Here is a 26,111-nt window from a genome sequence, read left to right as displayed (position 1 = left end):
GGCCAGCAGAGGGGCAGGACTCAGGAGGTCAGGAACCGGGTGTCCATCGTTTCGTCGCTGACGCGGCGCACCCTGGCCTGCTGGTCTTGCGCCTGCTGGTAGAGGTCCTTCATCCGCTGGCCGTCCAGGCCGGCGTCCGGAATGCGTTCCGCCAGCTTGGCCAACACGGCATACATGCCAGCTTTGCCCTGCAAGGCGCTCTGGAGGATGTCCATCTCCACCTGGGTCATGCCCTCGGACTTCGACCGGGTGATGTTCACCGGATTGAGCCGACCGGCCGTCTCAGCGGCGAGACCGAGGACGTTCTCCACCACAGACTGACGCAGGCCTAGTTGGTCGATGAGCCGTTTGAGCTCGTCCTGTTCCTCGCTGACCTGCCGGGAGAGTTCTAGGAACTCCTTCTCATACGGGGTGCCGTTCCAGGTGCTCGCGGCGGCCTGGAAGAGGCGGACGCCGCTTTTGGATCCGAGCAGGTGGTGGTTGAGGTAGTCCTGAAGCTCGTCGCGGTTCAGGGTGCCGTGGGAAGTGTCCATATCCCCATGGGTACGCGTCCGGAGGCCACTCTGCAAGGGGTGGCCAGCCCGAATGACTCAGTCGGCGAAGTAGCCGCTGACGGCTTCCGCCCAGAGCTGGTGGCCGTCCTCGTTCGGGTTGACCTCGTCCGCCAGCAGGGACTCCCAGTCGCCGGAGTCCTCAAAGACCTTCTCGATGTTGATCACCGGCAGCTCACGCTCCTCCGCGGCGGCGCGCATGGCGTCCCGGTTCGTGTCCGCGTAACCCACCCAGGTGGGTCGTGCCGGGTTCTGGGCAGTGAGGACCACGGGAGCAGCATCCTCAGCACCGCCGTCCAGGGTGTTGAGCAATTCCTCCAGCGAGGAGCTCACGAAATCCGGGTCACCCCAGTGCCCATAGTTCAGGATCGTCAGGTCGGCCTCGCGTTCGATCATGCCGTCCACCTCCAGCGGCAAGCCGGGGGTCCCTTCGATAACGGAACCATTCCAGATGGTGATCGTCCGATCGCCGCCGCCGTAGGTGCGGGGCTCCCGGTACCAGGTCCCTGCCTCGGCGTTCCAGGTATGGACCGTCACCGCGGCGTCCCCGCCGAGCTCCTCGGCCCAGCGGTACACCCATTCAGTACTGGTGTTGGACGTAGAGTCCCCGAGAACGTTGATGACAGAGTCATCACCCCGGTTGACCACGGACTGAGCCGCTGTGGTGACGGCGTCGACCGCATCCTCAGGGGCCTCCTCGGACGCCTCCGTGGCGGTGGGGCTGGCGGAGGGGCTCACCGAGGGCTCGACGACCTCCCCCGGGGACTCCTGAGCGGAGGCATTGCTCTCGCCCGCTGCCTCAGCGTCGGTACGGTAGTCCTTCTGCTGGGTGAAAAGGACCACCAGCAAGGCCGCAATGGCCACGACCAACACGACCAGTGCCGCCCACTGAAGCTTCGACGTATCGCCCAATTTTTCTCTCACAAGGGCAGATCCTACCTGCAGAGAAGGCCCTGAGGGCGAGCACTGAGCGGGTCAGAGGGCATGACGGCTCGGGGCGTTGGCTACCGTTCGCACGCAGGGTAGTACCTAGGGCTGGTGGACAGAACTTCTGCGGCCTGGCGCAGGAAGAGCTGGACCCGTCGGCTATGGTTTCCATTTCCCGGCATGACCGCCACGATATCCAGCGCCTCGGGGCTGCCATCCAGTTCTACGGCGGCATAGTCGAGTCCTTCAAGGCTGGCCATGTGACTTGCCCTCTGGCTGAGCAACGAGCAGCCCAACCCCTGAGCCACCAGCCCCCGCAGCACTTCGAAGCTGGCAGTGCGGAAACGGACGGTGGGGGTCAGTCCAGCTGCCGAGAACAGCGACAGGAAATACTCGCTGGCGGGTTCGAGATCGAAGAGGATGAATGGCTCCTGAGCCAGGTCGGCCAAGGAGACCTCCCCCGCCGTGGCCCGGGGGTGTTCTGCTGGAAGTAGCGCATAGGGCCGAACTGACCCCAAGGGCACCACATCGCCCACCTCCGTCAGCTGGTCGCCGAACCGGTAGTCATACATCACCGCCACGTCGCATTCACCTTTCATGAGCTGACGTAGCAGATCGCTGCGGGACCCCTCGGAGAACCGGATGTCGATGGCCGGGTGGGATTCCGCAAATTCGGCCACGAGGCGGGGCATGAGGACCGGGGCGATGGTGGCATAGCAGCCGATGTGCAAGGTCCCTGTCAGTTCCTGACCCAGCCGTCCGGCATTGCGTTCCAGGTTGTCCACGTCCCTCAACAACTGCCGGGCATGCGCCAGGATCGACTGGCCGTCGCGGGTCAGCACCAGTCCCCGCGCCTGCCGGATGAACAACTGGACCTTCAGCGCCTTCTCCAGATCGGAAACGGCCGTGGACACCGCTGATTGGGACAGATGCAGGTGCTGGGCGGCGGCCGTGACCGTGCCGAGTTCAGCGACCGCCGCGAAGTGTTCCAGTTGCCTGAAGGTGATGGTCATTCCCGGCTCCTCGGTCAGGCGGTGGACATCTGGGCACGGACCAACCCGGCCATCGATGATGCCTCGACGGCCGGGTCCAGGGTCCCGCACCTAGCGTAGGGGCAGGCTAGGCCCGGGCGACGTCCGGCTCCGCCCCCTCCGAGTTCTTCGAGTTCTTCGAGTTCTTCGAGTTCTTCGAGGGAGCACGCGCCGGAGCCCGGTCGGAATCGTGCAGCAGGTCCACCCCGCGGGTCTCGGGCATGGTGTACAGGGTGACCAGGCCGATCAATCCGACGACCATCAGCGTGAAAGCCGGCACCATATTGTTTCCCGTGAGGTCTATCAGCCAGGTGTTGATGTAGGGCAGCGTGCCGGCGAAGAACGCGCCGGCGATGCTGTAGGCCATGGATAGACCACTCTGACGCGTTCGCGTGGGGAAGAGTTCGGCAACGGTCACAGCATGGGTGCCCAGGATGAGTGCCAGGATTGCGGCCAGCCCGAAGGTGGAGAAGAAGCCGGCCAGCACCGAACCCTGGTTCATCAGCATAAAGAGCGGATAGGAGCCCAGGATGAGCAGAATGCCAGCGGTCACGAGAACGGGCTTCCGGCCCACTCGGTCGGAGACGATGCCGGACAACGGGATGATCGCGATGGCCGTCAACGAGGCGACGGCGGACAAGACGGCCGCCTGGTCGTTCGGCATCCCCACCATTTGTTCCTGGTAGGTGATCAGGTAGACCAGCACCACATAGAACGTGCAGTTCATAAAGATCTCAATGCCGATGGTCTGGAAGAACTGCTTGCTGTTGTGGCTGAACACCTCCCGGATGGGAGCCGAGGACACAGTGTCCAGTTCCTGCAGGGCTTGATATTCGGGGGTGTCCTCAATCTTGAGGCGGATGTACAGACCCACCAGGGCGAGCGGCACCGTCAGCAGGAACGGAATGCGCCAGCCCCACGCAAGAACCTCGGCCGGGTCCAGCCAGAAGTGGAGACCCGCGACCACCAGGGATGCCAGCAGGAAGCCGAGGACGGAGCCGAACTCCAGCCACGAGACGCCCAGCCCTCGCCGCTTGGTGGGTGCATACTCGGCCAGGAAGGCCGCAGCCGAACCGAACTCGCCGCCCGCGGCGATGCCCTGAATGATGCGGGCCACCACCAGAAGGATCGGGGCGAGAATGCCGATCGAATCATAGGAAGGGATCAGACCCAGCAGCAGTGTGCCGGCGGCCATGGTGACGATCACGATCGACAGCGTCTTCTTGCGCCCGTACCGGTCCCCGAGATGGCCGAAGATGAGGGACCCGACGGGCCTCACGAAGAATGCGACGGCGAAGACCGCGAACACGGACAGCAGGCCCGCCGCCCCGTCCTGGGAGGGGAAGAAGATCACGGCGATGGTGGTCGCCAGATAGGCATAGATCGCCCAGTCGAACCAATGGACCAGAACGCCGATGGCGCCGGCGACGACGTTGCGTTTGAGTCCGGTCTTGGCGACCTGGCGGTCGGCTTCGGAAGTGCGGGACATGGTGTTCTCCCTTGATCGGGTGGATAGTGCCCAGAAGCTTGGAAATCAGGCTAAGTCTGTGAGTGGCGTCACTACCATCGATATCTTTCGAGAGGTGCCTCACTTAAACCGAAACCTCGAATGGTTGTGCTGAGTCTGCGGCGTCCACAAAGGACCCACGACCTCGCCGGGTCGAGCCAAGCCGCCCTCGCCGGCAAGCCGGAACGCCACGGTGTCGGCTCCCATCGAGGAACCGACACCGTGTCGATCTGGAATGAACAGCCTGCCGAGCTAACGGATCAGGAAGCCTCCGTCGACTGGCAGGGAGATGCCCGTGATGAAGGTCGAGTCCGGTGAGAGGAGGAACGAGATGGCCGCTGCCACATCCTCTGGCTTCGTCAGGTGGCCCATGGGAATCGGCTCGGCCAACTCCGCCTTGCCTGCGAGCAGTTCCTCCCCCTGCTTGCCGAGGAGTCCCTCGATCAGGGGGGTATCGGCGTCCGCTGGACACACGGCATTGACCCGCACCTTGTCCTTGGCATGCTGGAGCGCCATCTGTCGGGTGAGGTTGACGACTGCGCCCTTGGACGCTGCGTACGCGCACTCATCCATGTTGACCACGAATCCGAAGACGGAGGCTATGTTGACGATCGAACCGCCGCCGGCCTTGATGATCTCGGGAATGGCGTGCTTGCCGGTCAGGAAGATGCTCTTCACGTTCACAGCCATCATCTTGTCCCAGGCGCCTTCAGTGCAGTCCACCACGCCGCCCTCCATGAGGGCGATACCGGCACAGTTCACCACACCGTGAATTGCGCCCCACTGCTGGACGACGCTCTCGATGCCAGCCTGAACTGCCTCGTTGTCGGTGACGTCAGCCTGCACGGCTAGCGCGCCGTTCGCCGAATAGCGGTTGATCTCCTCCGCCACCGCTTCCGCGGCTTCAAGACGGAGGTCCATCACGGCAACCTTGGCGCCCTCGGCGGCAAGGCGAATGCAGGTCGCCCGGCCCAGCCCAGAGCCACCACCGGTGACGATGTAGATCGTGTTCTCAAACTTTTGCACTATTCCTGCTCCTCTTGATTTCTAGACGTTCTTCAGGGAAGTCACGTAGTGAAGGACCATGCCGGTCATGGGCTCAGACGGCCCCCACCGGGGTCGTGAGCTCGTCATGGCTTTCGTCGTCAGGCGAGATCGTGTCCGTCTCGAGTTCGTCTGCCATCCGTCGGGTGTCTCTCATCAAGACGAAGTAGATGATGCCCGGCAGAATCAGGGCGATGATCCAGGCGTAGTCAATTCCCCCCACGGCCTCGAACATGAATCCGGTGAAGAATGCGGTGCTCATGAAGGGGATCTCCACCAGGATTGTCACCAGGTACGCCGCCAACGCTCGGGCGTTGAAACGGCCGTAACGGCCGTTCGGGGCGAAGATGTCTGCCACCACGTACCGGCCCTTGCGGATGAAGAAGAAGTCCACCAGGTTGATGGTCGTCCAGGGGAACAGCATGTAGCCCAACACGATCAACAGGTTGCCGAAGAAGCTCATGAAGTTGCTGCTGGCCAGGACAGCTACCAGGGTGGCGACCACAAAGACGATCAAGAAAAGGACCGCCCGTGCCGAGAGGGAGGTCTTCACCCGCTTGAAGGTGTCGACAATCGTGGTGAGGGACATGAAGGCGCCGTAAAGGTTGAAGACATTGGTCGCAATCACGCCGAGGACGATGAAGATGTAGACGGCCGGGGATAGAGCGTCCGGGAACAACGCGGCGATGGTCTCGCTGGGCCGGTCGCCGAAATCCGGGAACGCGGTTGTCAACATCGCACCAAGAGTCATCAACCATGTGGTGCTGACCACGAGACCTGAGTACGTGAAGAAGAAGGTCTGCCGCCCACTCGTATTCACGGGGAGGTAGCGCGAGTAGTCCGCGACGTACGGGGCAAAGGTCAACTGCCAGGTGGCCGTGGCGGCGACGAGCAGGAGGAAGGCGTTGACGTTGAAGTCGCCCGGATTCCAGCTCTCGCCCGGAATGCCGTACTGCAGCACCGCCACGGTCAGCACCAGGAATCCAAGACCGAGAATCACGGCGAACCAGCGTTCCACCTTGTGGATCACGTCGTGACCGTAGTAAGTGATCACGAGGATGACGAGCCCGGACAGGAGAATGCCCCAGTTCTTGTCGATCGGCGTGCCCGACTGGATGGCGTCGCCGGCGATGACGGAGTTGCTCGCGAAGTAGCCGATGTACATGACCAGGACGGCAAGGAGCGGAATGGCGGCGCCGTAGAAGCCGAATTGCGCGCGGCTCTGGATCATCTGGGGGATGCCGAGTTTCGGGCCCTGGACGGAGTGTCCTGCCACGAAGAGGGCGCCGAGGAAGTTGCCGCAGACGATGGCAACGAGGCTCCAGAACATATTGAGCCCCGCAAGGACGCCGATGCCACCGGTCAAGGTGGTCAGCACCATCATGTTGACGCTGAACCACAACGGGAACTGACTGGCCGGACGGCCATGACGTTCGCTATGTGGGATGAACTCGACGAATCTCAACTCTGGAGATTTCGTGCTCATGATTGCTCCTCGTGATTGGGTCTTCGGCTGGGGGAGATGGAATGGCTGGCCCGTCTCTGGACCTGGCCGCTCAGCCCCACTGGATCCAGGTGGTCTTGAAGTCGGTGTAGTTGTCCAGTGCATGGACGGAGAGATCGCGGCCGAAACCGGACTGCTTGAAGCCACCGAACGGGGTGGTGAATCCCAGCGCGTCCACGGTGTTGACCGAGACGGTGCCGGCTGTCAGAAGCTGGGACACTCGGTGTGCTCGCGCGAGGCTTCCCGTCCAGAGGGACGCTGCCAGTCCGAAGGGCGTCTCGTTCGCTCGGCGCACCGCCTCCTCCTCAGTGTCGAAAGGTGCCACCACGGCGACGGGTCCGAAGATCTCACGGGTGTGCAGCTCATGGTCGGCCGGAACATCGGTGACGATGGTCGGCTCGATGAAGGCACGAGACCCGTTAATCTCTGAGCGCACGCCGCCGGCGACGACCGTGCCCTGCGCCCGCGCGCCCTCGATGGCGGCCCAGACGCCGTCGGCATGGGCCGCGGAGACCAGGGAACCCGTACCGCTCTCCGGATCCAGCGGATCCCCAGGAGTGAAGTTCCGCGAGGCCTCGTGAAAGTACCCGAGGAACTTCTCGTACACCGAACGCTCAACCAGGACGCGCGAGTTCGCGGAGCAGACTTCACCCTGGTTGTAGAAGCTACCGAAGGCGGCTTTCTCGGCCGCCAGCTCGAGGTCGTCACAGTCGGCGAAAACCACGTTCGAGCTCTTGCCGCCCGCTTCCAGCGCGAGCCGCTTCATATTCGATTCGCCGGCGTAGACCTGTAGTTGCTTGGCCACCCCGGTGGATCCGGTGAACGCCAGCATGTCGATGTCGCCATGCCGCCCCATGGCCTCACCGACCACCGAGCCACGGCCCGTGATGACATTGAGGACGCCGGCGGGGATCCCGGCCTTCATGGCGAGCTCTGCCAGGAACAAGGCCGAGTGGGGCGCCTCCATGGGCGGCTTCACGACGACGGCGTTACCCGCCGCGATGGCGGGGGCGACCTTCCACGTCAGAATCTCCAGCGGGTAGTTCCACGGGACGATGACGCCGATGACGCCCAGCGGCTCCCGCGTCACCATGGCGGTCGAGCCCGGGGCCGTCACCGGGATCAGGTCCTCATGCTTCTCGATGGCCTCGGCGTAGAAGCGGAAGAGGGCCGCCGAACCCGGGGCGTCAATACTGGACGACTCACGGATCGGCTTGCCCATGTCCAAGGTGTCATACAGGGCCAACTCGTCGGCGTGTGCTTCCATCAGATTCGCCAACTCCAGCAGGCGTTCCCTGCGGAAGGACACACCAGCCCGGGACCACTCCCCGGCGTCGAAGGCGCGGCGAGCGGCGGAGACCGCTGCGTCGACGTCCTCCGCGTTGCCCTCATGGACCTGCGAGATGACCTGTCCGGTGGCCGGATTCACCTTCTCCACCGTGCGACCGGAGCGGGAGTCCATCCGGACTCCGCCGATCACCGGCCGCCCGTCGAATGCGAGTCCTGCGGCGGCGGCTTTCCACTCTTCATAGGTGCGAGTCATATCTACCTCTTCCTTAGCTCAATTCGCGCCCGATCCGAGTTCCAGGCGGGGTTCCGCACGTGTGCTTCTTGGCCTCGGGGCGGTCTCGACGTCGACCCGCTCCACTTCACGGGATGTCGCGAAGGCACGAACCCATGGCTCCCACATGGACGCGACCGTTTCGATCATTGTTGTGAACTACGACATATCTGTAAAATAGGTAGAATTGACTCATAGCATCTTCAAATTAGATGCGAGCGGACCTACCGCCCCTCCGCCGGGCGGTGATCCCGTGACTGGCGCACTGACTGCGGAGGTATCCCGGCGCATGACCAGACAGCAACGGAACATCACGCTCAGCCAGATCAGGTACTTCGTCCGGACCGCGGAGCTCGGCTCGATGACGGAGACGGCGGGAGAACTCTTCATCGCCCAATCAGCAGTCTCCACCGCCATCGCCCAACTGGAAGCCACCGTCGGTCACCGCCTCCTCCTGCGCCAGCGCTCCCGCGGGGTCGTGATGACAGAACAGGGGAAGACCTTCTACGCAGCCGCCCAGACGATCCTCCGGTCTGTTGACGATGCGATTCACTCCCTGAGCCCCGAGCGACTGACGGGCCCACTGGCCGCCGGCTGCTTCACCACCCTGGCCCCGTTCTGGTTGCCGACGGTCTACGAGACTTTGACCTCAGCCCACCCGGAGCTGGACGTCCGCCTTCGGGAGGTCACCGGCGATCAGGTGGAGCAACTCCTCCTCCGCCGAGAGCTGGAGGTGGCACTGACCTACAGCTTCGACTACGGCCGGAGCATCGACTTCGAACGGCTCAGCGAGGCGCCCGTCTACGCGGCGGTGGCGGAGGACAGCCACCTGGCCAGCCGGACCTCGGTTTCTCTTCAGGAGCTTGCCAGCGAACCCCTCATCCTGCTGAACATGGGCAAGAGCACCAATTACTTCCTGTCCATCTTCCAGGACGCGCACCTCCAGCCTCACGTCCACGCCAGGTTCGAGAGCTTCGAGGTGGTGCGTTCCATGGTGGCCCGGGGCCACGGCTACACCATTCTGAACCAGCGACCGGCCCACGACCTCACCAACGACGGTGGCCGTATCATCCGATTGCCCATTGACGGGGTGCGCTCGTATCTCCAGATCGGCGTGGCGCACCGGGCCGGTGAACCCCTGTCCCGCAAAGGGCAGGTTTTTGTCGAGGAATGTCGCACGATCTTCACCTGAGTCCTTCTCCGGTGCATACCTCACCCTGATATCGCCCACCGTTTCGCATCTGGTTTTTCGATGGACGGCCTCACATTCGGGTATTTGATATCGATCCACTGCCTTCGGAGACTGATTACCAGTCACCAAACCAAATCGTGAGCCCCATCACTCGGTGGGCCGCGTCAACCGGAGGTATGCATGTCGATCCAAGACACCGAGGTACTCATCGTGGGGGCGGGCCAGGCCGGCGTGGCCATGAGCGAACACCTCAACCGCCAGGGTGTCCGCCACCTCGTCCTGGAACGCCACCGCATCGCCGAACGGTGGCGAACGGAGCGGTGGGACTCCCTCGTGGCCAACGGACCGGCCTGGCACGATCGTTTCCCGGGCATGGAGTTCGCGGACGTCGGACCGGACGGTTTCGCCACCAAGGATCAGGTGGCCGACTACATGGCGTCCTATGCCGAGCGCTTCGACGCACCGATCCGCACCGGCGTGGAGGTCACGTCCGTCCGCAAGAACCAGGGCCGGCCCGGATTCACGGTCGAGACCTCAGAGGGCACCATGCAGGCCCGCTACGTGGTGGCAGCCACCGGCCCCTTCCAGAAACCCGTCGTCCCCGAGGTGGTACCGCACGACTCCGGACTGACGCAGATCCATTCCAGTTCCTATCGCAACGCCGAGCAACTGCCAGAGGGGGGCGTGCTGGTGGTGGGTGCCGGTTCCTCCGGAGTGCAGATCGCGGCCGAGCTCCGGGCCTCCGGACGGCAGACCTATCTGGCCGTGGGGCCCCATGACCGGCCCCCGCGGAGTTACCGCGGCCGCGACTTCGTGTGGTGGCTGGGCGTACTGAACAAGTGGGAGGCCTCGGCCCCTCCGCAGGGTGCTGAACACGTCACGATCGCCGTCAGCGGCGCCAACGGCGGGCACACGGTGGACTTCCGCGACCTGGCCCACAGCGGCATCACCCTCGTGGGCCGAGCCAATTCGTTCCAGGACGGCGTGATGCACTTCGGTGCAGACCTCGCGGAGAACATCGCCCGTGGGGACGCGAACTACCTGGCCCTGCTCGACGAGGCCGACGAGTACGTCGAACGAAACGGCCTCGACCTCCCCGAGGAGCCAGAGGCTCGCCACCTCGGGTCCAGCCCTGACTGCGTCGAGCATCCCCTGCGAGAACTGGACCTCGAAGCCGCTGGCGTCACCTCGATCGTCTGGGCCACGGGGTTCTCCGTGGACTACGGCTGGCTGCACGCGGACGCCTTCGATCAGCACGGTAAGCCCGTGCATCAGCGCGGCGTCTCGGCAGAGCCCGGGGTGTACTTCCTGGGGCTGCCCTGGCAGTCCCGCCGCGGCTCCAGCTTTATCTGGGGCGTCTGGCACGACGCCAAGTACCTCGCCGACCACATCGCCATCCAGCGCGATTACGACGCTTACCGACCGTCTCTACCATCCGCTGCGGACGAATCTGGCGCGCGGCCGGTCTCGGCCGGCGTCGGCGCCTGACCCTACCGTCTGCACCCCACCACCGCTTGAGTCCACCAGGAGAGCACACCCATGAAGTACACGCGCATCCGTCCGTTCAACACCAAGGACACCTACCCAGAACAAAACCTCGACAATGACCTCTGCCAGGCCGTGGTGGCCGGTGGCGTGGTCTACCTGCGGGGACAGATCGGGCAAGACCTGGACACCCGCGAGTCGGTGGGGATCGGCGATGTAGAAGCCCAGACGGTCAAGGCCATGGACAACATCAAGATGCTCCTGGAGGAGGCGGGCGGCGAGATGGAGGACATCGTCAAAGTGACCGTGTACCTCACGGATATCCGCTACCGCGAGACCGTCTACCGAACCATGGGCACCTACCTCAAAAACGTCTTCCCCGTGTCTACCGGGATCGTGGTTCAGGCGCTGGCACGGCCTGAGTGGCTCGTGGAGATCGACGCCACCGCCGTCCTGTCCGAGGAGGACTCCAAGTGACCTTCTCCATCGCCGGCACCGACGGGTCCGGCCGGTTCGGGATGGCCGTCTCATCGTCCTCCCCCGCCGTGGCAGCACGGTGCGTCCACCTGCGAGACGGGGTAGGCGCCGTGAGCTCGCAGAACATCACCGATCCCCGACTCGGTGACGCCTTGCTCACCCTGCTCGAGCAGGGTCAAGCGGCCCAGGCGGCACTGGACGCGCTGGTGGCCGGCGAATCCACGCGGGAGTACCGCCAGCTCGTGGTGCTGGATACCGCTGGCCGGTCCGCCGTGCACAGCGGCGCACACACCCTGGGCACCCATGCCGATGCATCTGGGGCCGGCTGTGTCAGTGCAGGCAACATGCTGGCGAACGAGAACATCCCACACGCCGCCTGCGACGCGTTCGCGCGCACCAGCGGGGAGTTGGAGACGCGATTGATGGCCGGGCTCGCGGCAGGAGCGGAAGCCGGCGGCGAAGAGGGTCCCGTCCGTTCGGCCGGCCTCTCTGTGGTCTCTGGCCACGGCTGGCGGGACACCGACCTGCGGGTGGACTGGCACGAGGATCCGATCGGCGAACTCGGTCGACTGCTCCAGATCTGGCTGCCGCAACGCGAGGACTATGTGGTCCGCGGCCTGGACCCGGCAGCTTCCATTGGATACGGGGTGCCCGGTGACGACCGCTGACACTGCCGAGTCCAGCGAGCCTGCGGACTCCCGTGTCCATGACCGGGTCCATGAGGTAGCGCCGCAGCTGATCGCCCTGTCCGAACGACTGCACGCCAACCCTGAACTCGGGTGGCAGGAGCATCAGGCGGCCGAGTGGACCGCGGACGTCCTGGCCGCACACGGCTTCGAGGTCACGCGTCAATACCTCGGTTTCCCGACCGCGATCCGCGCAGTGGTCGGGACGGGGCGCCATCGTATCGGCCTGATGGCCGAATATGACGCACTGCCCGGTCTGGGGCACGCCTGCGGACACAACATCATCACCGCGACCTCGGTCGGCGCGGCCATCGCGCTGGCCGAGGTGGCTACGGAACGCGACCTGACCGTCGAGGTCTATGGCACTCCAGCCGAAGAGGGCGGCGGCGGCAAGATCGAGCTGCTCAAGAAGGGAGCCTTCGCCGGTCTGGATCTGGCCATGATGGCCCACCCCAGCCCCGTCGACTCGGCCGAGGCCCGCCCTTACGCGGTGTCGCATTCCCACGTCAGTTATCACGGGAAGTCTGCCCATGCGGCGGCCTACCCACACCGGGGTGTCAACGCCAACGACGCCTTCGTGGTCGCGCAGGTCTCGATCGGTCTGCTCCGGCAGCAATTGCCGGCCGGAACCCGGGTGCACGGGCTACAGACGCGCGGTGGAGAGGCGCCCAATGCGATCCCCGAGACCACCGAGGGCCGCTGGTATGTCCGCGCAGAGACCCTGGACGACCTGCAGGACTTGCAGGAGCGAGTGGAGCGCTGCTTTGAGGCCGGCGCCCTGGCCACGGGCGCCGAGCTGAGGATCTCGCCGGAATCCGAACCATATTCGGAGTTCCGCACTGACGAGCGCGCGCTCGAGCTGTACGTGAAACACGCTCGTGCCCTCGGCCGGACCTTCGACGCCCCGCCGGAGCAGGCGACCATGAACCGCGCTTCCACGGACATGGGCAACGTGTCCCAGGTGGTGCCGGCCATCCACCCCTACATCGGCCTGGGATGTTTTCCGGCCTCAAACCATCAGCCAGAGTTCGCGGCCCATTGCGTGGGCGAAGCCGCCAACCGGGCCATCACCGACGGAGCGATCGCCTTGGCCCTCACCGCGATCGACTACATCGCCGAGTCGGGACGGTCCTGAGCATGGAGCAGCAGATGCAGAACGACTCTGGGCAGAATACCCGGACCGAAAGCGACAGCCTGGGCGTCCGGGAGGTGCCCCAGGACGCCTACTGGGGGATTTCCACCCTGCGAGCCGCGGAGAACTTCCCCATGACCGGACGAAGCGTCGGCACACTGCGCTCGATGGTCTGGGCGTTGGGAACGATCAAGCACGCCGCAGCCACCGCGAATGAGGAGCTGGACCTGCTCCCCGCCTCTGTGGCACAGGCAATTCGTGCGGCTGCTGGAGAGGTGATGGAGGGTCTGCACGATGACCAGTTCGTCGTTGACCTCATTCAGGGCGGCGCCGGCACCAGCACGAACATGAATGCGAACGAGGTCATTGCCAACAGGGCTTTGGAAATTCTCGGCCGCACCAAGGGCGACTACGCGGTGCTCCATCCCATCGACCACGTCAACCGCAGCCAGTCGACCAACGATGTGTATCCGACGGCCGCGAAGATGGCGTTGGCGGTAGAGATCCAGGGGCTTCTCGCCGAGCATCGACTTCTCAGTGAGGCGTTCGACCGCAAAGCCGGTGAGTTCCAGGGAATCTACAAGGTCGGACGCACCCAGCTGCAGGATGCCGTGCCCATGACCCTCGGCCAGGAATTCCGGGCTTTTGGGGCCACCTTGCGGGAAGATCACGCCCGGCTCGGGGAGTTCCGGGAGTACCTGCTCGAGACCAACCTCGGGGCAACCGCCATCGGCACGGGCATCACCGCCTCACCTGACTACCGCCAGCTGGTGGTCAGTGAGCTGTGCCGGATCAGTGGACTTCCTCTGGTCTCCGCAGAGAATCTGATGGAAGCCACGTCCGACGCCGGCGTCTTTATCCTGATTTCCGGGATGCTCAAGCGCGCGGCGGTCAAACTCTCCAAGATCTGCAACGACCTTCGGCTGCTGTCCTCCGGGCCTCAGGGCGGCTTCGGTGAGATCAGCCTGCCAGCCGTGCAGGCCGGGTCCTCGATCATGCCGGGAAAAGTCAATCCGGTGATTCCCGAGGTGGTCAACCAGGTCGCCTTCCGCGTGGTGGGTGCCGACGCTGCGGTGACGATGGCCGTGGAGGCGGGTCAACTGCAGCTCAATGCCTTCGAACCGATCATGGTCCACGAGTTGTTCGAATGCGTGGGGCTCCTGACCAGCGCCTGCCTTCAATTGCGGCTTCGGTGCGTCGAGGGAATCGAACCGAACAGGCCCGCTTTAGCCGCACGCATGCACGAGTCCGTCAGCATCGTGACCGGTCTGGCGCCTCATCTGGGGTACGGGAAAGCAGCTGAATTGGCACAAGCCGCCCTGCTGGAGCACCGGAGCATCCTCGACGTGGCCTTAGAGAGCGGCCTCCTCAGCCGAGAGGAATTGGACCGTGCCGTCGACTTGGCACTGTTGGCCAATGACCGATAGTGCTCCAGTTCGGTCCTGTCCGGGCGCTCGTCAAGGCCTCGGCCGGTGCGCGCCATGACCCAGGACACGGCCCGCCCCGCTCAGGATGGATAATGGGTGGGTGAATCCACCCGACGCCACCGGCTCCGGAATCCCGCAGGCCACGCCTGTCACTCCGGCCGGGCCCGCCACCTGGGCAGGCTCCCCACCGGAGCCCGCCGACTCCGAAAATCACTATTCCCCCTTCATTGAGCTGGAGAGGGACACGTGGGCTCGGCTGGCGAAGGAGATGGAACAGCCCTTCGACCAGTCGGACATCGACCGGCTGCGGGGCATCGGAGAGCACCTTTCCCTGCGTGAGGTCGCCGAGGTCTACCTGCCGCTCTCCCGGCTCTTGAGCATTCAGGTGGATGCGGCCGCCCATCTCCGGAGGGCCTCCAACGAGTTCCTCGGTGAGTCCACTCGGCGCACGCCCTTCGTGATCGGCGTGGCCGGTTCGGTCGCCGTCGGGAAATCCACCACGGCCCGCGTGCTCCAGGAAATGCTGCGCCGCTGGCCCAATACCCCCCGCGTGGAGCTGTTGACCACGGACGGCTTCCTCTACCCGAATGCCGAGCTGGAACGCCGTGGCCTCATGCAGCGCAAGGGATTCCCGGAGTCCTATGACCGACGCCGGCTGATGCGCTTCGTGGCCGACATCAAGTCGGGTGCCCCAGAGGTACGGGCCCCCATGTACTCGCACCTCACCTATGACATCCTTCCGCACGAGGAAGTGGTGGTGCACCGCCCGGACGTACTCATCATCGAGGGGCTCAACGTCCTCGCTCCGCCCCGTGTGCGCTCCGACGGTACCGCGGGCCTGAGCGTCTCCGACTTCTTCGACTACTCCATCTACGTGGACGCCAAGACCACGGCCATCCGGCAGTGGTACACCGAACGGTTCATGCGCCTGCGTTCCGGGGCCTTCGCTGACCCGAAGAGCTACTTCCACCGCTACTCCACCCTGTCCGACGCCGAGGCGATCGCCACCTCCTCGGACATCTGGGACCGCATCAACGGGCCGAACCTCACCCAGAACGTGCTCCCCACCCGTGGCCGCGCCAAGCTCGTGATGACCAAGGACGTGGGCCACACCGTCACCCGCGTACTCCTCCGGAAGGTCTGACCATGCGCGCCGTCCGCCCACTTCTGACGCTCAGCGTCCTGGCCCTGTTGCTGACCGCGTGCTCGAGCACGTCCGAGCCGCCGGTCGGATCCGCCACGAACAGTCCCACAGTCTCCACGCCGGAAAGGGCCACAGCTCCCCCCACGGTGTCCGTCTCGCCGCCCGTCATGTCCGCCCATGCCACATCCAGCTCCGTCACGCCGTCCGCCTCGCCGGAGACGACCACGGCCAGCCCCGTGCCCGACGAGTCGACGATGGACCACGGGTCCCCCGACTCCCTGCACGTCGTGGTCAACAAACTCAATCCCCTGGACCCGGCCGACTACGCCCCGCAGGACCTGCGTGGACCGGACGTGCCGGCGTCGAAGGCGGGCATGGAGCTCCGGGACGAGGCGGCAGTTGCTGCCGAAGACCTGTTCGCCGCCGCTGCTGCCGACGGCGTGGACCTGACCCTGGTCAGCGCCTACCGCTCCTACGGCTACCAACAGGGCACCTACGGGGGCTGGGTGGAACGGTACGGCCAGGTCGAGGCAGACCGGATCTCCGCACGCCCCGGCTTCTCAGAACACCAGACCGGCCTGGCCATGGACGTCGGTTCCGCGGACGGAGCCTGCACGCTCGAGCAGTGCTTTGGAGACACCCCGGAAGGCGCCTGGGTGGCGGAGCACGCGGCCGAGCACGGGTGGGTCATCCGCTACCCGGACGGCTCAGAGGACGTGACCGGCTACTCCCCCGAGCCGTGGCACCTGCGGTACGTGGGCACCGAGTCCGCGGCCGGCGTCGTGCAATCCGGCGGGGTGCTGGAGACGGCCTGGGGCTTCGCCCCGGCCCCGTACTACGGATCCGATTCCGCCCCTTGACCGAACCGTAGCCAAGGGGCGGCGAGCCGGTGAATTTGGGCACTGAATCGAAACGCCCTGGACGCCCGGCCAGACTGTCCCTCTCCCGGCGCCCGGCGCACAATTCTTTCACTTGGCGCTGCAGCTGCGGTGCCCCGGGAAGAAGGCACGGCCATGAAGAAACCACTTGCAACCCTCGTGACCTTCGTTCTCGCCGTGGGACTCGCCACGGGCATGAGTGCGGCCGCCCCACCACCGGCCGCGGCGGCCCCGTACTGCGGCATCACGTGGGGTTCCACCGCCAAGTCCGTCTCCACCATGTCCAGCGCCCAGGTCACCGGGGTCCGCACCGGGCGGCACGACTGCTACGACCGGTTGGTCGTGGACCTGAACTACAAGGTCAAGGGCTATGCGACGCGCTACGGATCCATCCAGGAGGTCGGCACCGGCACCCACATTCCGATGGTCGGACGGGACCTGAGCATCACCGTCTACGCCAACGCCTACAACTCCGCTGGCCGGCCCACCTACAATCCGTCCAATTGGGACAACGTGGCCAACGTGGCCGGGTACTCCACCTTCCGGCAGGTGGCCTACGGCGGCAGCTTCGAGGGCCACACCGTCTTCGGCATCGGCAACCGCGCCCAGTTGCCGTACCGGGTGATGATTCTCGACGGTCCGGGCTCCGGATCGCGACTCGTCGTCGACGTGGCACACCGGTGGTGATGCCCCTGACCTGCACGTCTCTGTGATGGGAGGGCCAGTGTCCCCGGCGTGTCACCCCGGATGTGATGGCCGCCGGGGCCCGATCGGTCTACGTTGAGGCCATGCTCCAGGGATTCAAAGACTTCATCATGAAGGGCAACGTCATCGACTTGGCGGTTGCCGTCGTCATCGGTTCCGCCTTCGGCGCCGTCATCACCGCCATGGTCGATTCTGTGTTGATGCCATTCATCTCCGGCCTGACCAAGGCGCCGAACTTCGACTCGTTCGCCGTGGTCACCCTCAACGGCAATGACATCCGGTTCGGGGTGCTGCTGACCGCCGTCGTCAACTTCCTGCTCATCGCCGCGGCCATCTACTTCGTCGTCGTGATGCCCATGAACAAGATGATCGAGATGCGCAATCGCAAGCTCGGCATCGACCCGGATGCCGTGGAGATCTCCGACGACGTCGTCCTCCTCACCGAGATCCGCGACCTGCTGGCCGCGAACCGCGGCGATGGCTCCGTGCCTCCGCGGACGGGGAACTGACCACACTGGACGACCGCTACCGCCCACCGCGGGCAACCAAGGGCGCGATCCCAGCCGGGAATCGCGCCCTTGCTCGTGCTCCATCCCTGACCTCGCAGTCGACTGCGCGCCTGACTCAGTTCACGGTCCGATGCATGGGGTCCAGGAGTTCGGCGGATCCTCACAGGCCGGCAGGCTGATGGCGAAACAGACCAGCGCCACGAGCACCGCGGTGGCGACCGCACACACCAGGAAGACCATCCACTTGCCGATCGGCGACACCTCCCGGGCGGGGTCCGTCTCTGCCGGGTCAATCGCCGCCGGATCGATCTCGGCCGGATCTGGCTCAGCAGGATCCTCCCCAGGCGGGCGTTCCTCGGTCACACTCAGACCGCGTCGGCGGAGAGCGCGAGCTCGCGCTCGACCACCGTGGCCAAGTCCTCGGCCTCGCGGCGAGCCTGCTCCTCGTCGGAGGCCTCCACCATCACGCGGACCACGGGCTCGGTCCCGGAGGGGCGCAGCAGCACCCGGCCGGTCTCGCCCAGGCGGGCCTCGGCGTCTGCCACGGCGGCCTGGACCTCGGCATCCTCCGCCGCGCGCCCCCGGTCCACGTCCTTGACGTTGATGAGCACCTGCGGGAGGCGTTCCATCACCCCGGCCAGCTCGGCCAGGGTCTTGCCGCTCTCCGCCATGCGGGCACCCAGCTGCAGGCCGGTCAGCACGCCGTCACCGGTGGTGGCGTAGTCGGAGAAGATCACGTGGCCGGACTGCTCGCCGCCCAGGGAGTAGCTGCCGTGCTTCATGCCGGCCAGCACGTAGCGGTCCCCCACCTTCGTCTCCACCAGGCGGACGCCCTCGCGCTGCATGGCCAGCTTCAGCCCGAGGTTGCTCATCACGGTCACCACGAGGGTGTCCTCCTTGAGGCGGCCGCCCTCCTTGAGGGCCACCGCGAGGATCCCCATGATCTGGTCCCCGTCCACCACCGTGCCGGTGGCGTCCACGGCCAGGCACCGGTCGGCGTCGCCGTCATGGGCGATGCCGAAGTCCGCGCCGGTCTCCACCACCTTGGCCTGGAGCTTCTCCAGGTGGGTGGAGCCATAGCCGTCGTTGATATTGATGCCGTCCGGGTCCGCACCGATCACCACGACGTCGGCGCCGGCGGCCTTGAAGACCTCCGGCGAGCACCCGGCGGCGGCACCGTGGGCGCAGTCGAGCACGACCTTCAGTCCGTCGAGGCGGTGCGGCAGGGTCTTGAGCAGGTGCAGGACGTAGCGGTCCTCGGCGTCCGCGAAGCGCTGGATCCGCCCGACGTCGCCGCCGGTCGGCCGGTGTGGCTCCTCGTCCATCTGCCGCTGGATGGCGTCCTCCTGCTCGTCGGTGAGCTTCTCGCCACCGCGCGCCAGGAACTTGATGCCGTTGTCCGGGGCCGGGTTGTGGGACGCGGAGATCATCACGCCGAAGTCCGCGTCCAGGTCGTCCACGAGGAAGGCTGCGGCCGGGGTGGGGAGCACGCCGGCGTCGTAGACGTCCACGCCCGCGCTGGCCAGGCCGGCCGAGACCGCGGAGATGATGAACTCACCGCTGATGCGGGGATCTCGGGCCACCACGGCGACCGGGCGGCGCCCGTGGGTCTCCTGGTGCCCCAGCACCACGGCGGCGGACTGGGCCAGTTGGATCGACAATTCGACGGTCAGGATCCCATTGGCCAGGCCACGGACGCCGTCAGTTCCGAATAATCTGCTCATCACCGTGGATTCTATGCCCCCTGACTGGATAATCCTCGTCACGGCGTGGCTCGGGTCCTTCAGACCAACGCCAGCAAGCCCCTGACGAGCGCCACGGCCCCGCCCAGCCCGGCCAGCGTGATCGCCACCGTCCGCGCGGTCCGCAACGAGACCTTCCCGGCCAGCCACCCGCCCAACCGGATGCCGACCACCACGGTGACCACGATGATCGGGAACAGCCACCACGGCGGAAGCTGGTCGAACGTCGTGGCTCCGACCGCCAATTTCATCCCCACCGAGAAGAGGCCCATGGTCATGAACGTGGGCTGCATGGTGGCCGCGAAAGAGCGCTGATCCCAGCGGGCGAACCTCGAGTACATCACCATGGCCGGCGCGGCCACACCAGCACTGGTGTTCAGGAAGCCTCCGACCGCCCCGGCGGCGGCCGTCAGGAAAGGGGATCGGATCCGTGGCACGGAGGGGGTGCCGAAGGTCAGCGCCAGGGCCACCAGCACCACCGCGCCGATGACGATGTTCAGCCACCCGGCATCGAGTTCCCGCACCATGAAGGCCGCCGGGACTGCCCCTAGCAGTGCCATGGGCAGGAAGATCAGATAGCGCTTCCAGTCCACGTCTCGGATCACGGCGAGCATGATGAGGAAGCCGGAGACCACCGTGGTCGAGTTCGTCACGAATACCCCGAGCGCTGGCCCCATCAGCAGGGCTAGCACGGGGGCCACCACCAGTCCCACCCCGGTGCCGGAGAGCCTCTGCAGGGCCGAGCCGACCAGGATGGCGGCAACGGCGGCGATGACGACGCCGACGGTCATGGCTGCCCCGCCCAGCCCATGGTGTACAGCCGCGCCAGCCGGTGCCTCAGAGGTGTCGCCATGACGCTCCGGGCCAGGCCGTCCCGGCCGCGGCAGATGATCGAGGCCAGGGGGCGCCCCAGCAGCATGTTGGCCTCCGCCTGGCGGGCGGCCCGGAGAGCGGCGCGTTGTCGGCTTCGTTCCCAGGCGGCGAACTCCGGACGGTCCTCTAACGGTCCCGACGTCAGCGCCCCACGGTCCGCTTCCGCTTCCCCGGCCCCTCCGACTTTGCGGGCAGAAAAAAGTACTTGTTTCCGCCCGCAAAGTGGTGGGGTGTCCCTTGGCCCGCGCCGTGAGGGGGTGTCAGCCAGTAAAGGTGAGAGCGCCAGTGCGTCCAGCCAGCCCAGGGTCATCCCCTGGCCGCCGATCGGGCTGATGGCATGAGCCGCGTCACCGATCAGCACCGTGCGTCCGGCTACCATGCGGCGGGCCAGTTGCCGGTACACGGAGAAGGACCGGACCATGGTGGCACTCTCGGGATCTGGCAGTTCCGGTAGGGCTGAGGTATTCGCAGTCCTCTGCGCGCCATGGCGTTCGCGGAGTAGCGCGACCAGGTCCTCGGCGCGCACCGGCCGTTGCTGCCGGCCGGTGTGCACCACCCAGCGCCGCTGACCGCCGGGCAGCGGGAAGGACTCGACCACGCCGTCCCGGTGCAGCTGGATGACGGCGGTCGGATCGATCCCTTGTCCGGTAGGGTCCTCTCGGTCGGTGAAGTCACCCATCAGGTAACTGTCTCCCCAGTCCTTACGGTCCGTGCCGATACCCGCCAGGCGGCGCACCGTGCTGTGGGCGCCGTCCGCGGCCACGATCACGTCGGCCGTCCAGGCTTCAGGGCCAGCCTCCGCCACTGCGACTGCGTCAGCGCGACTCTCCCCCACCGGCCGGACGGACACTCGGACCGGGCCACCGTCGTCGTCGGCGGGCTGGTCCAGGCCCACCACCTCCACCCCACGATGCAGCGCGCCGGGGGCCAGCCGCTCCAGGTGCTCGGCGAGCAGGTGCTCGGTCCGTGACTGCGGCAGTGTCAGGACGAACGGGTGCCGCGGATGGACATGCTCGAAGGTCATCTCGCCGAGCAGGCGGCCATCCCCCTCACCGAACCCGCGGCGCACCGCCAGGCCCTCGGCCACTGCGGCCCGGTCCAGATGCAAGACGGCGAGCGCGTCCAGGGCCGGCGGGTGCAGGCCGATGGCACGCGAGTGCTCCCGCGGGTGCTCACGGCGCTCCAGCACGGCCACGTTCACACCCCGCGTCGCGAGGAGTCCGGCCAGGAACAGGCCGACCGGACCGGCGCCGACGATGAGAACCTCCGTGTGTGCCATCTGACCCTTCTGCTCAGAGCCCGTAGTGACGGGCCTGCTGCAGGGCCTCTGCAGCACTGGCAGCGCCCAGCTTGGCGTATAGGCTGCTCAGCTGCGCCTTGATGGTGTTCTCTGACCGGAAGGTGGCTTCGGCCATCTGCTTCCGGGTCATGCCCTGCCGCAACAGGTCCAGGACCGTCTGTTCCCGTTGGGTCAGCCCGGGCCGCGGAGTCAGATCAGTGACCGGGAGGCCGAGCGCGTCCAGCCGGTCCACGTCGTCCTGGTCCAGCACGCCGCCGGCGTGCAGTGCGGGCGTCCAGCCCAGCTGATGCAGTCCGGCCAGGTCCGCGAGCGCCGCGCCTGAGGCCCGCGCCTCAGCGGCGGAACCGATCACCTGCGGATCCGACGTCGCCGGATCTGCCCCCGTGCGCGCGAGCTCTCTCAGCAGCGCGGCGACGGCGATGTTCCGGCGTCCGGTGCGCACGGGCCGGTGCAGGGCGCTCGCGGCCTCATCCGGGTTCCCGGTACGCAGGCAGCGCAGGGCCTCCAGGTTCGCCAGGCCGGGGCTGCGCTCCCACTGCGGTACGGGCGTGTTCTCCCCGTGCACGTGACGGGCCAGGTGGAAGGCCTCCGTCAGCAACCGGTCGGACAGGGGGGCCCGCGCCGAGTAGGTCCGTTCCTGGCGCCAGCCGACCACCAGTCCTGCGGCCTCGTCCGGGTGACCCTCGAGGGTTCGGGTCAGGGCCAGCACGCGAGCGTGGGCGCACCAGTACTCGTCCGTGTCCACCTCCGCGGGCAACAGGGCCAGCTGCTCGCGGGCGGCAGCCACATCGAGGTCAGCCAGCGCCAACTCGATTCGGGCGAGCGTCCCGGCGCGGGCCACCATGGGGTGACCCCATTTCACCGTGGACAACGGCGGCTCGTGCAGGCCCAGCCAATGGCGGGCCGTTTCCATGTTCCCTTCATGCACGGCGAGGAGCGCCAGTTTGCCGCAGGCATCGGCATAGACGTAGTCACTGACACCACCGCGTGTCCAGTGGGCAGCCGCCTCGAAAGCCGCCCGTGCCTCCGCCAACCGGTCCGCCAGATGGAGCGAGATTCCCGCCTGCAATTCTGTGAACCCTGCCAACACGGGGCGGACCCCGTTCTGGGCCGTGGCCTTCTCCAGGGCCTGGCGCAGCCGCAGGCCGGCGTGGCCGGACTCGGTGAAGTGCCCGGCCAGCCGGAGGTGGCTCAGTTCCAGCATGCCCATCGTCAGCGCACGGGTGCCGGGAGACCGGTACAGCCGTTCCGTGGTCCTCCGCAGCCGGTGGGCGGTCTCGTCCCGATCGTAGTCCGGCGCCAGGCTCGGGAGCAGGAACACCATCCGGTCCGGACCTGCCCCGGCCGCGATCCGGGCTGCCACACCGATCGCGTCCACCTGTTCCAGCAAAAACCGGGGCAGGCGGGCCATGAACTTCCCCAGCAGTTGGGCATTGGCGATGTAGAGGTCCACCCAGTGCTCGAGCATCAGCTCGGCGATCCGGTTCCAGGAGCGCGACTCAAATGCGGTCTCCATGGCCTGCTCCACGCTCCCAGTGCCGGCCGTGGCCTGCGCCGCCGCGAGGCTGAGGGTGCTGGCCTGCTGTGGGTCCTGCTCTCGGCACGTCTGCTGCAGCAGGTTCCGCACGAGCTCAGGCATGAACCACCGGCCCCCACTGTCACGGCACAGCAGCCCCAATTCCCGGAGCTCCTCAATGGTCGGCACCCTGCCGGACAGGTCCGGGCGGAAGGCCTCGAGCGTCTGTTCCGTGACCTCGGGCAGGAAGGCCGTGGCAGCGGCCAGCCGCTCCGGGTCCCGGGCTGCGATCCAGCGCAGCAGGGGCGAGAGCACCGCAGACCGAGCCCCCTCGAGATCTCCGATATCCGCCAACAACACCTCCGCGGCCTCCAACCACCCACCCACCTGGGCGAAGACCTCATCACCAGTGCCCCGGCCACTGAGGCCAGCCACCTCCTCCTGTGTGAGCATCACGTCCCGTGGGCCGACCAATGAGCTCGGATAGGCGGCCATCAGGCGATGCACCGGTACGGTCGGTCCGGCGACGACGGCGACCCTGCCTCCGAGCGAATCCGCCAGGAGGGTGCCTACCCGGTGTATCAAGGCCTGGTGGTCACCTGCGGCGTGGTCCCAGTCGAGGAGTCGAGACTCGAGGCCGGGCCCGTCCGCGCCGGCCGGTTCACCCCCGGCCGGTTCACCACCGGCCGGTCCACCACCGGCCGCGAGCCAACCGCTCGCGAACCGACGCGATCCAGTGCCCCCGGGAACCCGGAGGATCAAAAGCGCTTCATGGCTGGCCGCCCGGGAAAGATACCGCTCCAGCGCTGGATGCGGCTCGGACTCGTGCTCGGCAGGCCCGCGATGTGAACCGTCGAGAACCTCCTGACCCGCCATGCTGGCACTCCCCTCGCTCGTCCTGGCCGTCATCCTATCCGGGCTCGGTCTCAGACTGACCAGGGTCTATTCCAGCCATGTCCGTGGCGACAGGCACTCAGTGACGATCGGCGTCCCAGACCGCGAGGTTCCGCCAAGGCAGCTGCGTCTGCACGCGCCAGCCAGGGCGCAGCACGGCGGCGAGCTCCGCGGGCGTGTAGCTGCGGCGGATCGAGGCGAGCCCGTCGGGGCGGATGAACGAACCGGGGAACAACGGTCTCGCCAGCCCGGCGCCGGCCGAGAACAGGGCGTAGGCTGCGGGGCTGCGCCGGATGTCACTGTGGACGGCCCGGCGCACGGCCAGCCGCTCGGAGTCTGCCAACAGCCCGTCCAGCTCCGCCGGATCCAGGTGGTGGAGCAGGTGGTTGGACACCACCAGGTCATACCGTTCGCCGGCGGCCACCAGGTCCCCGCTGGTGGACCGGCGGAAGCCCAGTCCCGGCACGGCGGGGCGCGCGGTCGCCCAGGCGTGGGCCCGCGCGTCGGGATCAATGGCCGTGATGTGCACCCGGAACCCGTCCCGCCGCGCCTGCCGCGTCAGCGCGCGGGGCCGGTCCCCGCCCCCGGAACCGATGTCCAGCACCGTGACCGTGCGGACGGGATCCAGCAAGGGGCGGATCCAGCGCCGGTAGGTCAGCTGCCAGCCGGCGACCACCGGATTGACCACACCGAAGCCCTGGTAGGTACGGTGCAGGGCCTCCAGGTCACAGTCGGGATCATCCATCTGCTCCACGGCGGACGGCCGGCGCTCGCGCAGGTCGAGCGCGGGCAGCCCCGAGATCGGCAGCCTCATCCCACCAACGTCATCAGGGCCGACTCCACCGTCAGGCCCGGTCCGAACGCCATGGCGCAGACGCGCTCGCCTTCCGATTCCACCCCCGTGCCGGCCCCGTCCTGACCGGCCTGACCAACCTCGCCCGCGCGTTCCAGGATGCGCTGCAGCACGAACAGGACCGTGGCGCTGGACATGTTACCGAAGTCCCGCAGGGTGTCCCGGGCCGGCTCGAGCTGGGCATCGGTCAACTCCAGCCGGGCCTGCACCTTGTCCAGGATGCTGCGCCCGCCGGGGTGGATGGCCCAGTGCTCCAGCTCCGCGTAAGGACGGGCGGCCAGCTCGGGTTCGGCGGCCAGCAGGGGCTCCAGCGCGCCGGTGATGTGCTCGTCGATGATGTGCGGGACATAGGTGCCCAGGATCATCTCGAAGCCGTGATCGCCGATGTTCCACGCCATAGCCTCCTCCCCCACCGGGGTCAGCACCGTGGCGAAGCCGTCCAGCCGCAGGGCCGGCGTCCGTGCCGCGCCGACGCCGCCTTCCGCCTTCGTCCCTGCCGTCTCTCCCGTCACGATCGCGGCGCCCGCCCCGTCCGAGAACAGCGAGGCCCCCACGATGGTGTCCTGGTCATTGGCCACGCGCACGTGCACGGTGCACAGCTCGGCACTGACCACCAGCACGACGGCGGCCTGGTCCGCCTCGCACAGCGCCGCGGCTTCGCGCAGGGCCGGGATGGCGGCATAACAGCCCATGAACCCCAGGTGGATGCGCTTGGTCGTCGCGGCCAGGCCGAGGCGGCGGACCAGCTGGTAGTCCGGACCCGGGGAGAAGAAGCCGGTGCAGGAGACGGTGATGACGTGGGTGACGTCCTCGGGGCCGAGTCCGGGGCAGCCCTCCAGCGCTCCCCGGGCGGCCCGCTCGTAGAGGTCGTTGGCATGGTCGGTGTAGACCGTGTTGCGGACCCCCGTGCTCGGATTGAGGATGTGGCCGGTCTCCGGGTCGAAGAACGTACCGGCACCGCTGCCGGTGCCTCGGCCGCCGTCCTGCCATTCCTCCACGACCGTGTGCCGGCGTTCGATGCCCGAGGCGTTGAACGCCGCGGTGACCAACCGGGTGCCGAGCCGGCTCAGACCCGGCTGTGCAGCGAGGACGTCACGCACCTCCTCCTGATGCAGCACGGTGGGTGGGACGGCGGTGTGCAGCGATCTGAGCAGGGCGGTCATGCCTCATTGT

25 protein-coding genes are annotated in these 26,111 nt (G+C 66.7%); 11 read left to right on the top strand and 14 right to left on the bottom strand.

What is annotated here, in order from left to right; translation table 11 throughout:
- Positions 1 to 20 precede the first annotated feature (20 nt).
- From ABD134_RS12910 to ABD134_RS12880, 7 genes are all read right to left on the bottom strand, one after another.
- Complete coding sequence (locus tag ABD134_RS12910; protein WP_344230044.1) at positions 21 to 533, bottom strand: hypothetical protein; 513 nt, start codon at positions 531 to 533, stop codon at positions 21 to 23.
- 57 nt (positions 534 to 590) lie between these two features.
- On the bottom strand, positions 591 to 1,475 hold the full coding sequence (locus ABD134_RS12905; protein ID WP_344230042.1) for an SGNH/GDSL hydrolase family protein: 885 nt from the start codon (positions 1,473 to 1,475) through the stop codon (positions 591 to 593).
- Positions 1,476 to 1,555: 80 nt separating this feature from the next.
- Positions 1,556 to 2,491 (bottom strand): LysR family transcriptional regulator, encoded by a 936-nt coding sequence (locus ABD134_RS12900; RefSeq protein WP_344230040.1) that lies wholly within the window; start codon positions 2,489 to 2,491, stop codon positions 1,556 to 1,558.
- A gap of 106 nt (positions 2,492 to 2,597) precedes the next feature.
- Positions 2,598 to 3,998 (bottom strand): MFS transporter, encoded by a 1,401-nt coding sequence (locus ABD134_RS12895; RefSeq protein WP_344230038.1) that lies wholly within the window; start codon positions 3,996 to 3,998, stop codon positions 2,598 to 2,600.
- A 270-nt stretch (positions 3,999 to 4,268) separates the two neighbouring features.
- Positions 4,269 to 5,042 carry an SDR family NAD(P)-dependent oxidoreductase gene (locus ABD134_RS12890; protein WP_344230037.1) on the bottom strand — a complete coding sequence of 258 codons (774 nt, stop codon included), beginning with the start codon at positions 5,040 to 5,042 and terminating at the stop codon, positions 4,269 to 4,271.
- 73 nt (positions 5,043 to 5,115) lie between these two features.
- Positions 5,116 to 6,546 (bottom strand): purine-cytosine permease family protein, encoded by a 1,431-nt coding sequence (locus ABD134_RS12885; RefSeq protein ID WP_344230035.1) that lies wholly within the window; start codon positions 6,544 to 6,546, stop codon positions 5,116 to 5,118.
- A gap of 70 nt (positions 6,547 to 6,616) precedes the next feature.
- Positions 6,617 to 8,107: an aldehyde dehydrogenase family protein gene (locus ABD134_RS12880; RefSeq protein ID WP_344230033.1), complete on the bottom strand. Its 1,491-nt coding sequence runs from the start codon at positions 8,105 to 8,107 to the stop codon at positions 6,617 to 6,619.
- Between the two features lie 307 nt (positions 8,108 to 8,414).
- On the opposite strand from ABD134_RS12880, the gene ABD134_RS12875 reads away from it, so the two are divergent.
- From ABD134_RS12875 to mscL, 10 genes are all read left to right on the top strand, one after another.
- On the top strand, positions 8,415 to 9,317 hold the full coding sequence (locus ABD134_RS12875) for a LysR family transcriptional regulator (RefSeq protein ID WP_344230031.1): 903 nt from the start codon (positions 8,415 to 8,417) through the stop codon (positions 9,315 to 9,317).
- Between the two features lie 180 nt (positions 9,318 to 9,497).
- Positions 9,498 to 10,805: a flavin-containing monooxygenase gene (locus ABD134_RS12870; RefSeq protein WP_344230029.1), complete on the top strand. Its 1,308-nt coding sequence runs from the start codon at positions 9,498 to 9,500 to the stop codon at positions 10,803 to 10,805.
- A 51-nt stretch (positions 10,806 to 10,856) separates the two neighbouring features.
- Positions 10,857 to 11,279, top strand: coding sequence for a RidA family protein (locus tag ABD134_RS12865; protein ID WP_344230027.1), 423 nt, complete (start codon positions 10,857 to 10,859; stop codon positions 11,277 to 11,279).
- Positions 11,276 to 11,947 (top strand): DUF1028 domain-containing protein, encoded by a 672-nt coding sequence (locus ABD134_RS12860; RefSeq protein WP_344230024.1) that lies wholly within the window; start codon positions 11,276 to 11,278, stop codon positions 11,945 to 11,947. The genes ABD134_RS12865 and ABD134_RS12860 overlap by 4 nt, the downstream gene beginning before the upstream one ends.
- Complete coding sequence (locus ABD134_RS12855) at positions 11,934 to 13,100, top strand: M20 family metallopeptidase (RefSeq protein WP_378108178.1); 1,167 nt, start codon at positions 11,934 to 11,936, stop codon at positions 13,098 to 13,100. The genes ABD134_RS12860 and ABD134_RS12855 overlap by 14 nt, the downstream gene beginning before the upstream one ends.
- A gap of 2 nt (positions 13,101 to 13,102) precedes the next feature.
- Positions 13,103 to 14,524 carry an aspartate ammonia-lyase gene (locus ABD134_RS12850; RefSeq protein ID WP_344230022.1) on the top strand — a complete coding sequence of 474 codons (1,422 nt, stop codon included), beginning with the start codon at positions 13,103 to 13,105 and terminating at the stop codon, positions 14,522 to 14,524.
- 226 nt (positions 14,525 to 14,750) lie between these two features.
- Positions 14,751 to 15,668 (top strand): type I pantothenate kinase, encoded by a 918-nt coding sequence (gene coaA, locus ABD134_RS12845; protein ID WP_344230901.1) that lies wholly within the window; start codon positions 14,751 to 14,753, stop codon positions 15,666 to 15,668.
- A 2-nt stretch (positions 15,669 to 15,670) separates the two neighbouring features.
- Entirely contained in the window at positions 15,671 to 16,528 is an 858-nt protein-coding gene (locus ABD134_RS12840) for a M15 family metallopeptidase (protein ID WP_344230020.1), read from the top strand.
- Positions 16,529 to 16,681: 153 nt separating this feature from the next.
- On the top strand, positions 16,682 to 17,233 hold the full coding sequence (locus ABD134_RS12835) for an AMIN-like domain-containing (lipo)protein (protein WP_344230018.1): 552 nt from the start codon (positions 16,682 to 16,684) through the stop codon (positions 17,231 to 17,233).
- Positions 17,234 to 17,334: 101 nt separating this feature from the next.
- Positions 17,335 to 17,760, top strand: a complete 426-nt coding sequence (gene mscL / locus ABD134_RS12830) for a large conductance mechanosensitive channel protein MscL (RefSeq protein ID WP_344230016.1) — start codon at positions 17,335 to 17,337, stop codon at positions 17,758 to 17,760.
- 120 nt (positions 17,761 to 17,880) lie between these two features.
- Here mscL and ABD134_RS12825 read toward each other — a convergent pair whose 3' ends face one another.
- From ABD134_RS12825 to ABD134_RS12805, 5 genes are read right to left on the bottom strand one after another with little or no spacing between them, the layout of a single operon-like run.
- A complete protein-coding gene (locus tag ABD134_RS12825; RefSeq protein ID WP_344230014.1) occupies positions 17,881 to 18,123 on the bottom strand; it encodes a hypothetical protein in 243 nt (80 codons plus the stop codon).
- Positions 18,124 to 18,125: 2 nt separating this feature from the next.
- Positions 18,126 to 19,484, bottom strand: coding sequence for a phosphoglucosamine mutase (gene glmM, locus ABD134_RS12820; protein WP_344230012.1), 1,359 nt, complete (start codon positions 19,482 to 19,484; stop codon positions 18,126 to 18,128).
- Positions 19,485 to 19,543: 59 nt separating this feature from the next.
- Entirely contained in the window at positions 19,544 to 20,293 is a 750-nt protein-coding gene (locus tag ABD134_RS12815; protein ID WP_344230010.1) for a TSUP family transporter, read from the bottom strand.
- The gene (locus tag ABD134_RS12810) at positions 20,290 to 21,654 is read right to left on the bottom strand and encodes an FAD-dependent oxidoreductase (RefSeq protein WP_344230008.1); all 1,365 of its coding nucleotides are present in this window, start codon (positions 21,652 to 21,654) and stop codon (positions 20,290 to 20,292) included. Before ABD134_RS12810 ends, ABD134_RS12815 begins: the two co-directional genes overlap by 4 nt.
- Positions 21,655 to 21,667: 13 nt before the next feature.
- Entirely contained in the window at positions 21,668 to 23,644 is a 1,977-nt protein-coding gene (locus tag ABD134_RS12805) for a helix-turn-helix transcriptional regulator (protein ID WP_344230006.1), read from the bottom strand.
- Positions 23,645 to 23,692: 48 nt separating this feature from the next.
- On the opposite strand from ABD134_RS12805, the gene ABD134_RS12800 reads away from it, so the two are divergent.
- A complete protein-coding gene (locus tag ABD134_RS12800) occupies positions 23,693 to 24,040 on the top strand; it encodes a hypothetical protein (protein WP_344230005.1) in 348 nt (115 codons plus the stop codon).
- Between the two features lie 124 nt (positions 24,041 to 24,164).
- Here ABD134_RS12800 and ABD134_RS12795 read toward each other — a convergent pair whose 3' ends face one another.
- A complete protein-coding gene (locus tag ABD134_RS12795; protein ID WP_344230003.1) occupies positions 24,165 to 24,899 on the bottom strand; it encodes a class I SAM-dependent methyltransferase in 735 nt (244 codons plus the stop codon).
- Positions 24,896 to 26,101, bottom strand: a complete 1,206-nt coding sequence (locus tag ABD134_RS12790; RefSeq protein ID WP_344230000.1) for a type III polyketide synthase — start codon at positions 26,099 to 26,101, stop codon at positions 24,896 to 24,898. Before ABD134_RS12790 ends, ABD134_RS12795 begins: the two co-directional genes overlap by 4 nt.
- Positions 26,102 to 26,111 lie beyond the last annotated feature (10 nt).

Origin of the sequence: Citricoccus alkalitolerans, from assembly GCF_039528175.1 — a bacterium.
Lineage (GTDB): Bacteria > Actinomycetota > Actinomycetes > Actinomycetales > Micrococcaceae > Citricoccus > Citricoccus alkalitolerans.
The sequence above is the reverse complement of the archived record's forward strand: the minus strand, read 5'-3'. Positions and strand labels throughout refer to the sequence as shown.

What these genes read in the sequence shown, in the direction of transcription:
- ABD134_RS12910 (WP_344230044.1), bottom strand. Translation starts at nt 533, where the DNA reads ATGGACACTTCCCACGGCACCCTGAACCGCGACGAGCTTCAGGACTAC.
- ABD134_RS12900 (WP_344230040.1), bottom strand. Translation starts at nt 2,491, where the DNA reads ATGACCATCACCTTCAGGCAACTGGAACACTTCGCGGCGGTCGCTGAA.
- ABD134_RS12895 (WP_344230038.1), bottom strand. Translation starts at nt 3,998, where the DNA reads ATGTCCCGCACTTCCGAAGCCGACCGCCAGGTCGCCAAGACCGGACTC.
- ABD134_RS12885 (WP_344230035.1), bottom strand. Translation starts at nt 6,546, where the DNA reads ATGAGCACGAAATCTCCAGAGTTGAGATTCGTCGAGTTCATCCCACAT.
- ABD134_RS12880 (WP_344230033.1), bottom strand. Translation starts at nt 8,107, where the DNA reads ATGACTCGCACCTATGAAGAGTGGAAAGCCGCCGCCGCAGGACTCGCA.
- ABD134_RS12875 (WP_344230031.1), top strand. Translation starts at nt 8,415, where the DNA reads ATGACCAGACAGCAACGGAACATCACGCTCAGCCAGATCAGGTACTTC.
- ABD134_RS12870 (WP_344230029.1), top strand. Translation starts at nt 9,498, where the DNA reads ATGTCGATCCAAGACACCGAGGTACTCATCGTGGGGGCGGGCCAGGCC.
- ABD134_RS12865 (WP_344230027.1), top strand. Translation starts at nt 10,857, where the DNA reads ATGAAGTACACGCGCATCCGTCCGTTCAACACCAAGGACACCTACCCA.
- ABD134_RS12850 (WP_344230022.1), top strand. Translation starts at nt 13,103, where the DNA reads ATGGAGCAGCAGATGCAGAACGACTCTGGGCAGAATACCCGGACCGAA.
- ABD134_RS12840 (WP_344230020.1), top strand. Translation starts at nt 15,671, where the DNA reads ATGCGCGCCGTCCGCCCACTTCTGACGCTCAGCGTCCTGGCCCTGTTG.
- ABD134_RS12835 (WP_344230018.1), top strand. Translation starts at nt 16,682, where the DNA reads ATGAAGAAACCACTTGCAACCCTCGTGACCTTCGTTCTCGCCGTGGGA.
- mscL (WP_344230016.1), top strand. Translation starts at nt 17,335, where the DNA reads ATGCTCCAGGGATTCAAAGACTTCATCATGAAGGGCAACGTCATCGAC.
- glmM (WP_344230012.1), bottom strand. Translation starts at nt 19,484, where the DNA reads ATGAGCAGATTATTCGGAACTGACGGCGTCCGTGGCCTGGCCAATGGG.
- ABD134_RS12815 (WP_344230010.1), bottom strand. Translation starts at nt 20,293, where the DNA reads ATGACCGTCGGCGTCGTCATCGCCGCCGTTGCCGCCATCCTGGTCGGC.
- ABD134_RS12810 (WP_344230008.1), bottom strand. Translation starts at nt 21,654, where the DNA reads ATGGCACACACGGAGGTTCTCATCGTCGGCGCCGGTCCGGTCGGCCTG.
- ABD134_RS12805 (WP_344230006.1), bottom strand. Translation starts at nt 23,644, where the DNA reads ATGCTCACACAGGAGGAGGTGGCTGGCCTCAGTGGCCGGGGCACTGGT.
- ABD134_RS12800 (WP_344230005.1), top strand. Translation starts at nt 23,693, where the DNA reads ATGCACCGGTACGGTCGGTCCGGCGACGACGGCGACCCTGCCTCCGAG.
- ABD134_RS12795 (WP_344230003.1), bottom strand. Translation starts at nt 24,899, where the DNA reads ATGAGGCTGCCGATCTCGGGGCTGCCCGCGCTCGACCTGCGCGAGCGC.
- ABD134_RS12790 (WP_344230000.1), bottom strand. Translation starts at nt 26,101, where the DNA reads ATGACCGCCCTGCTCAGATCGCTGCACACCGCCGTCCCACCCACCGTG.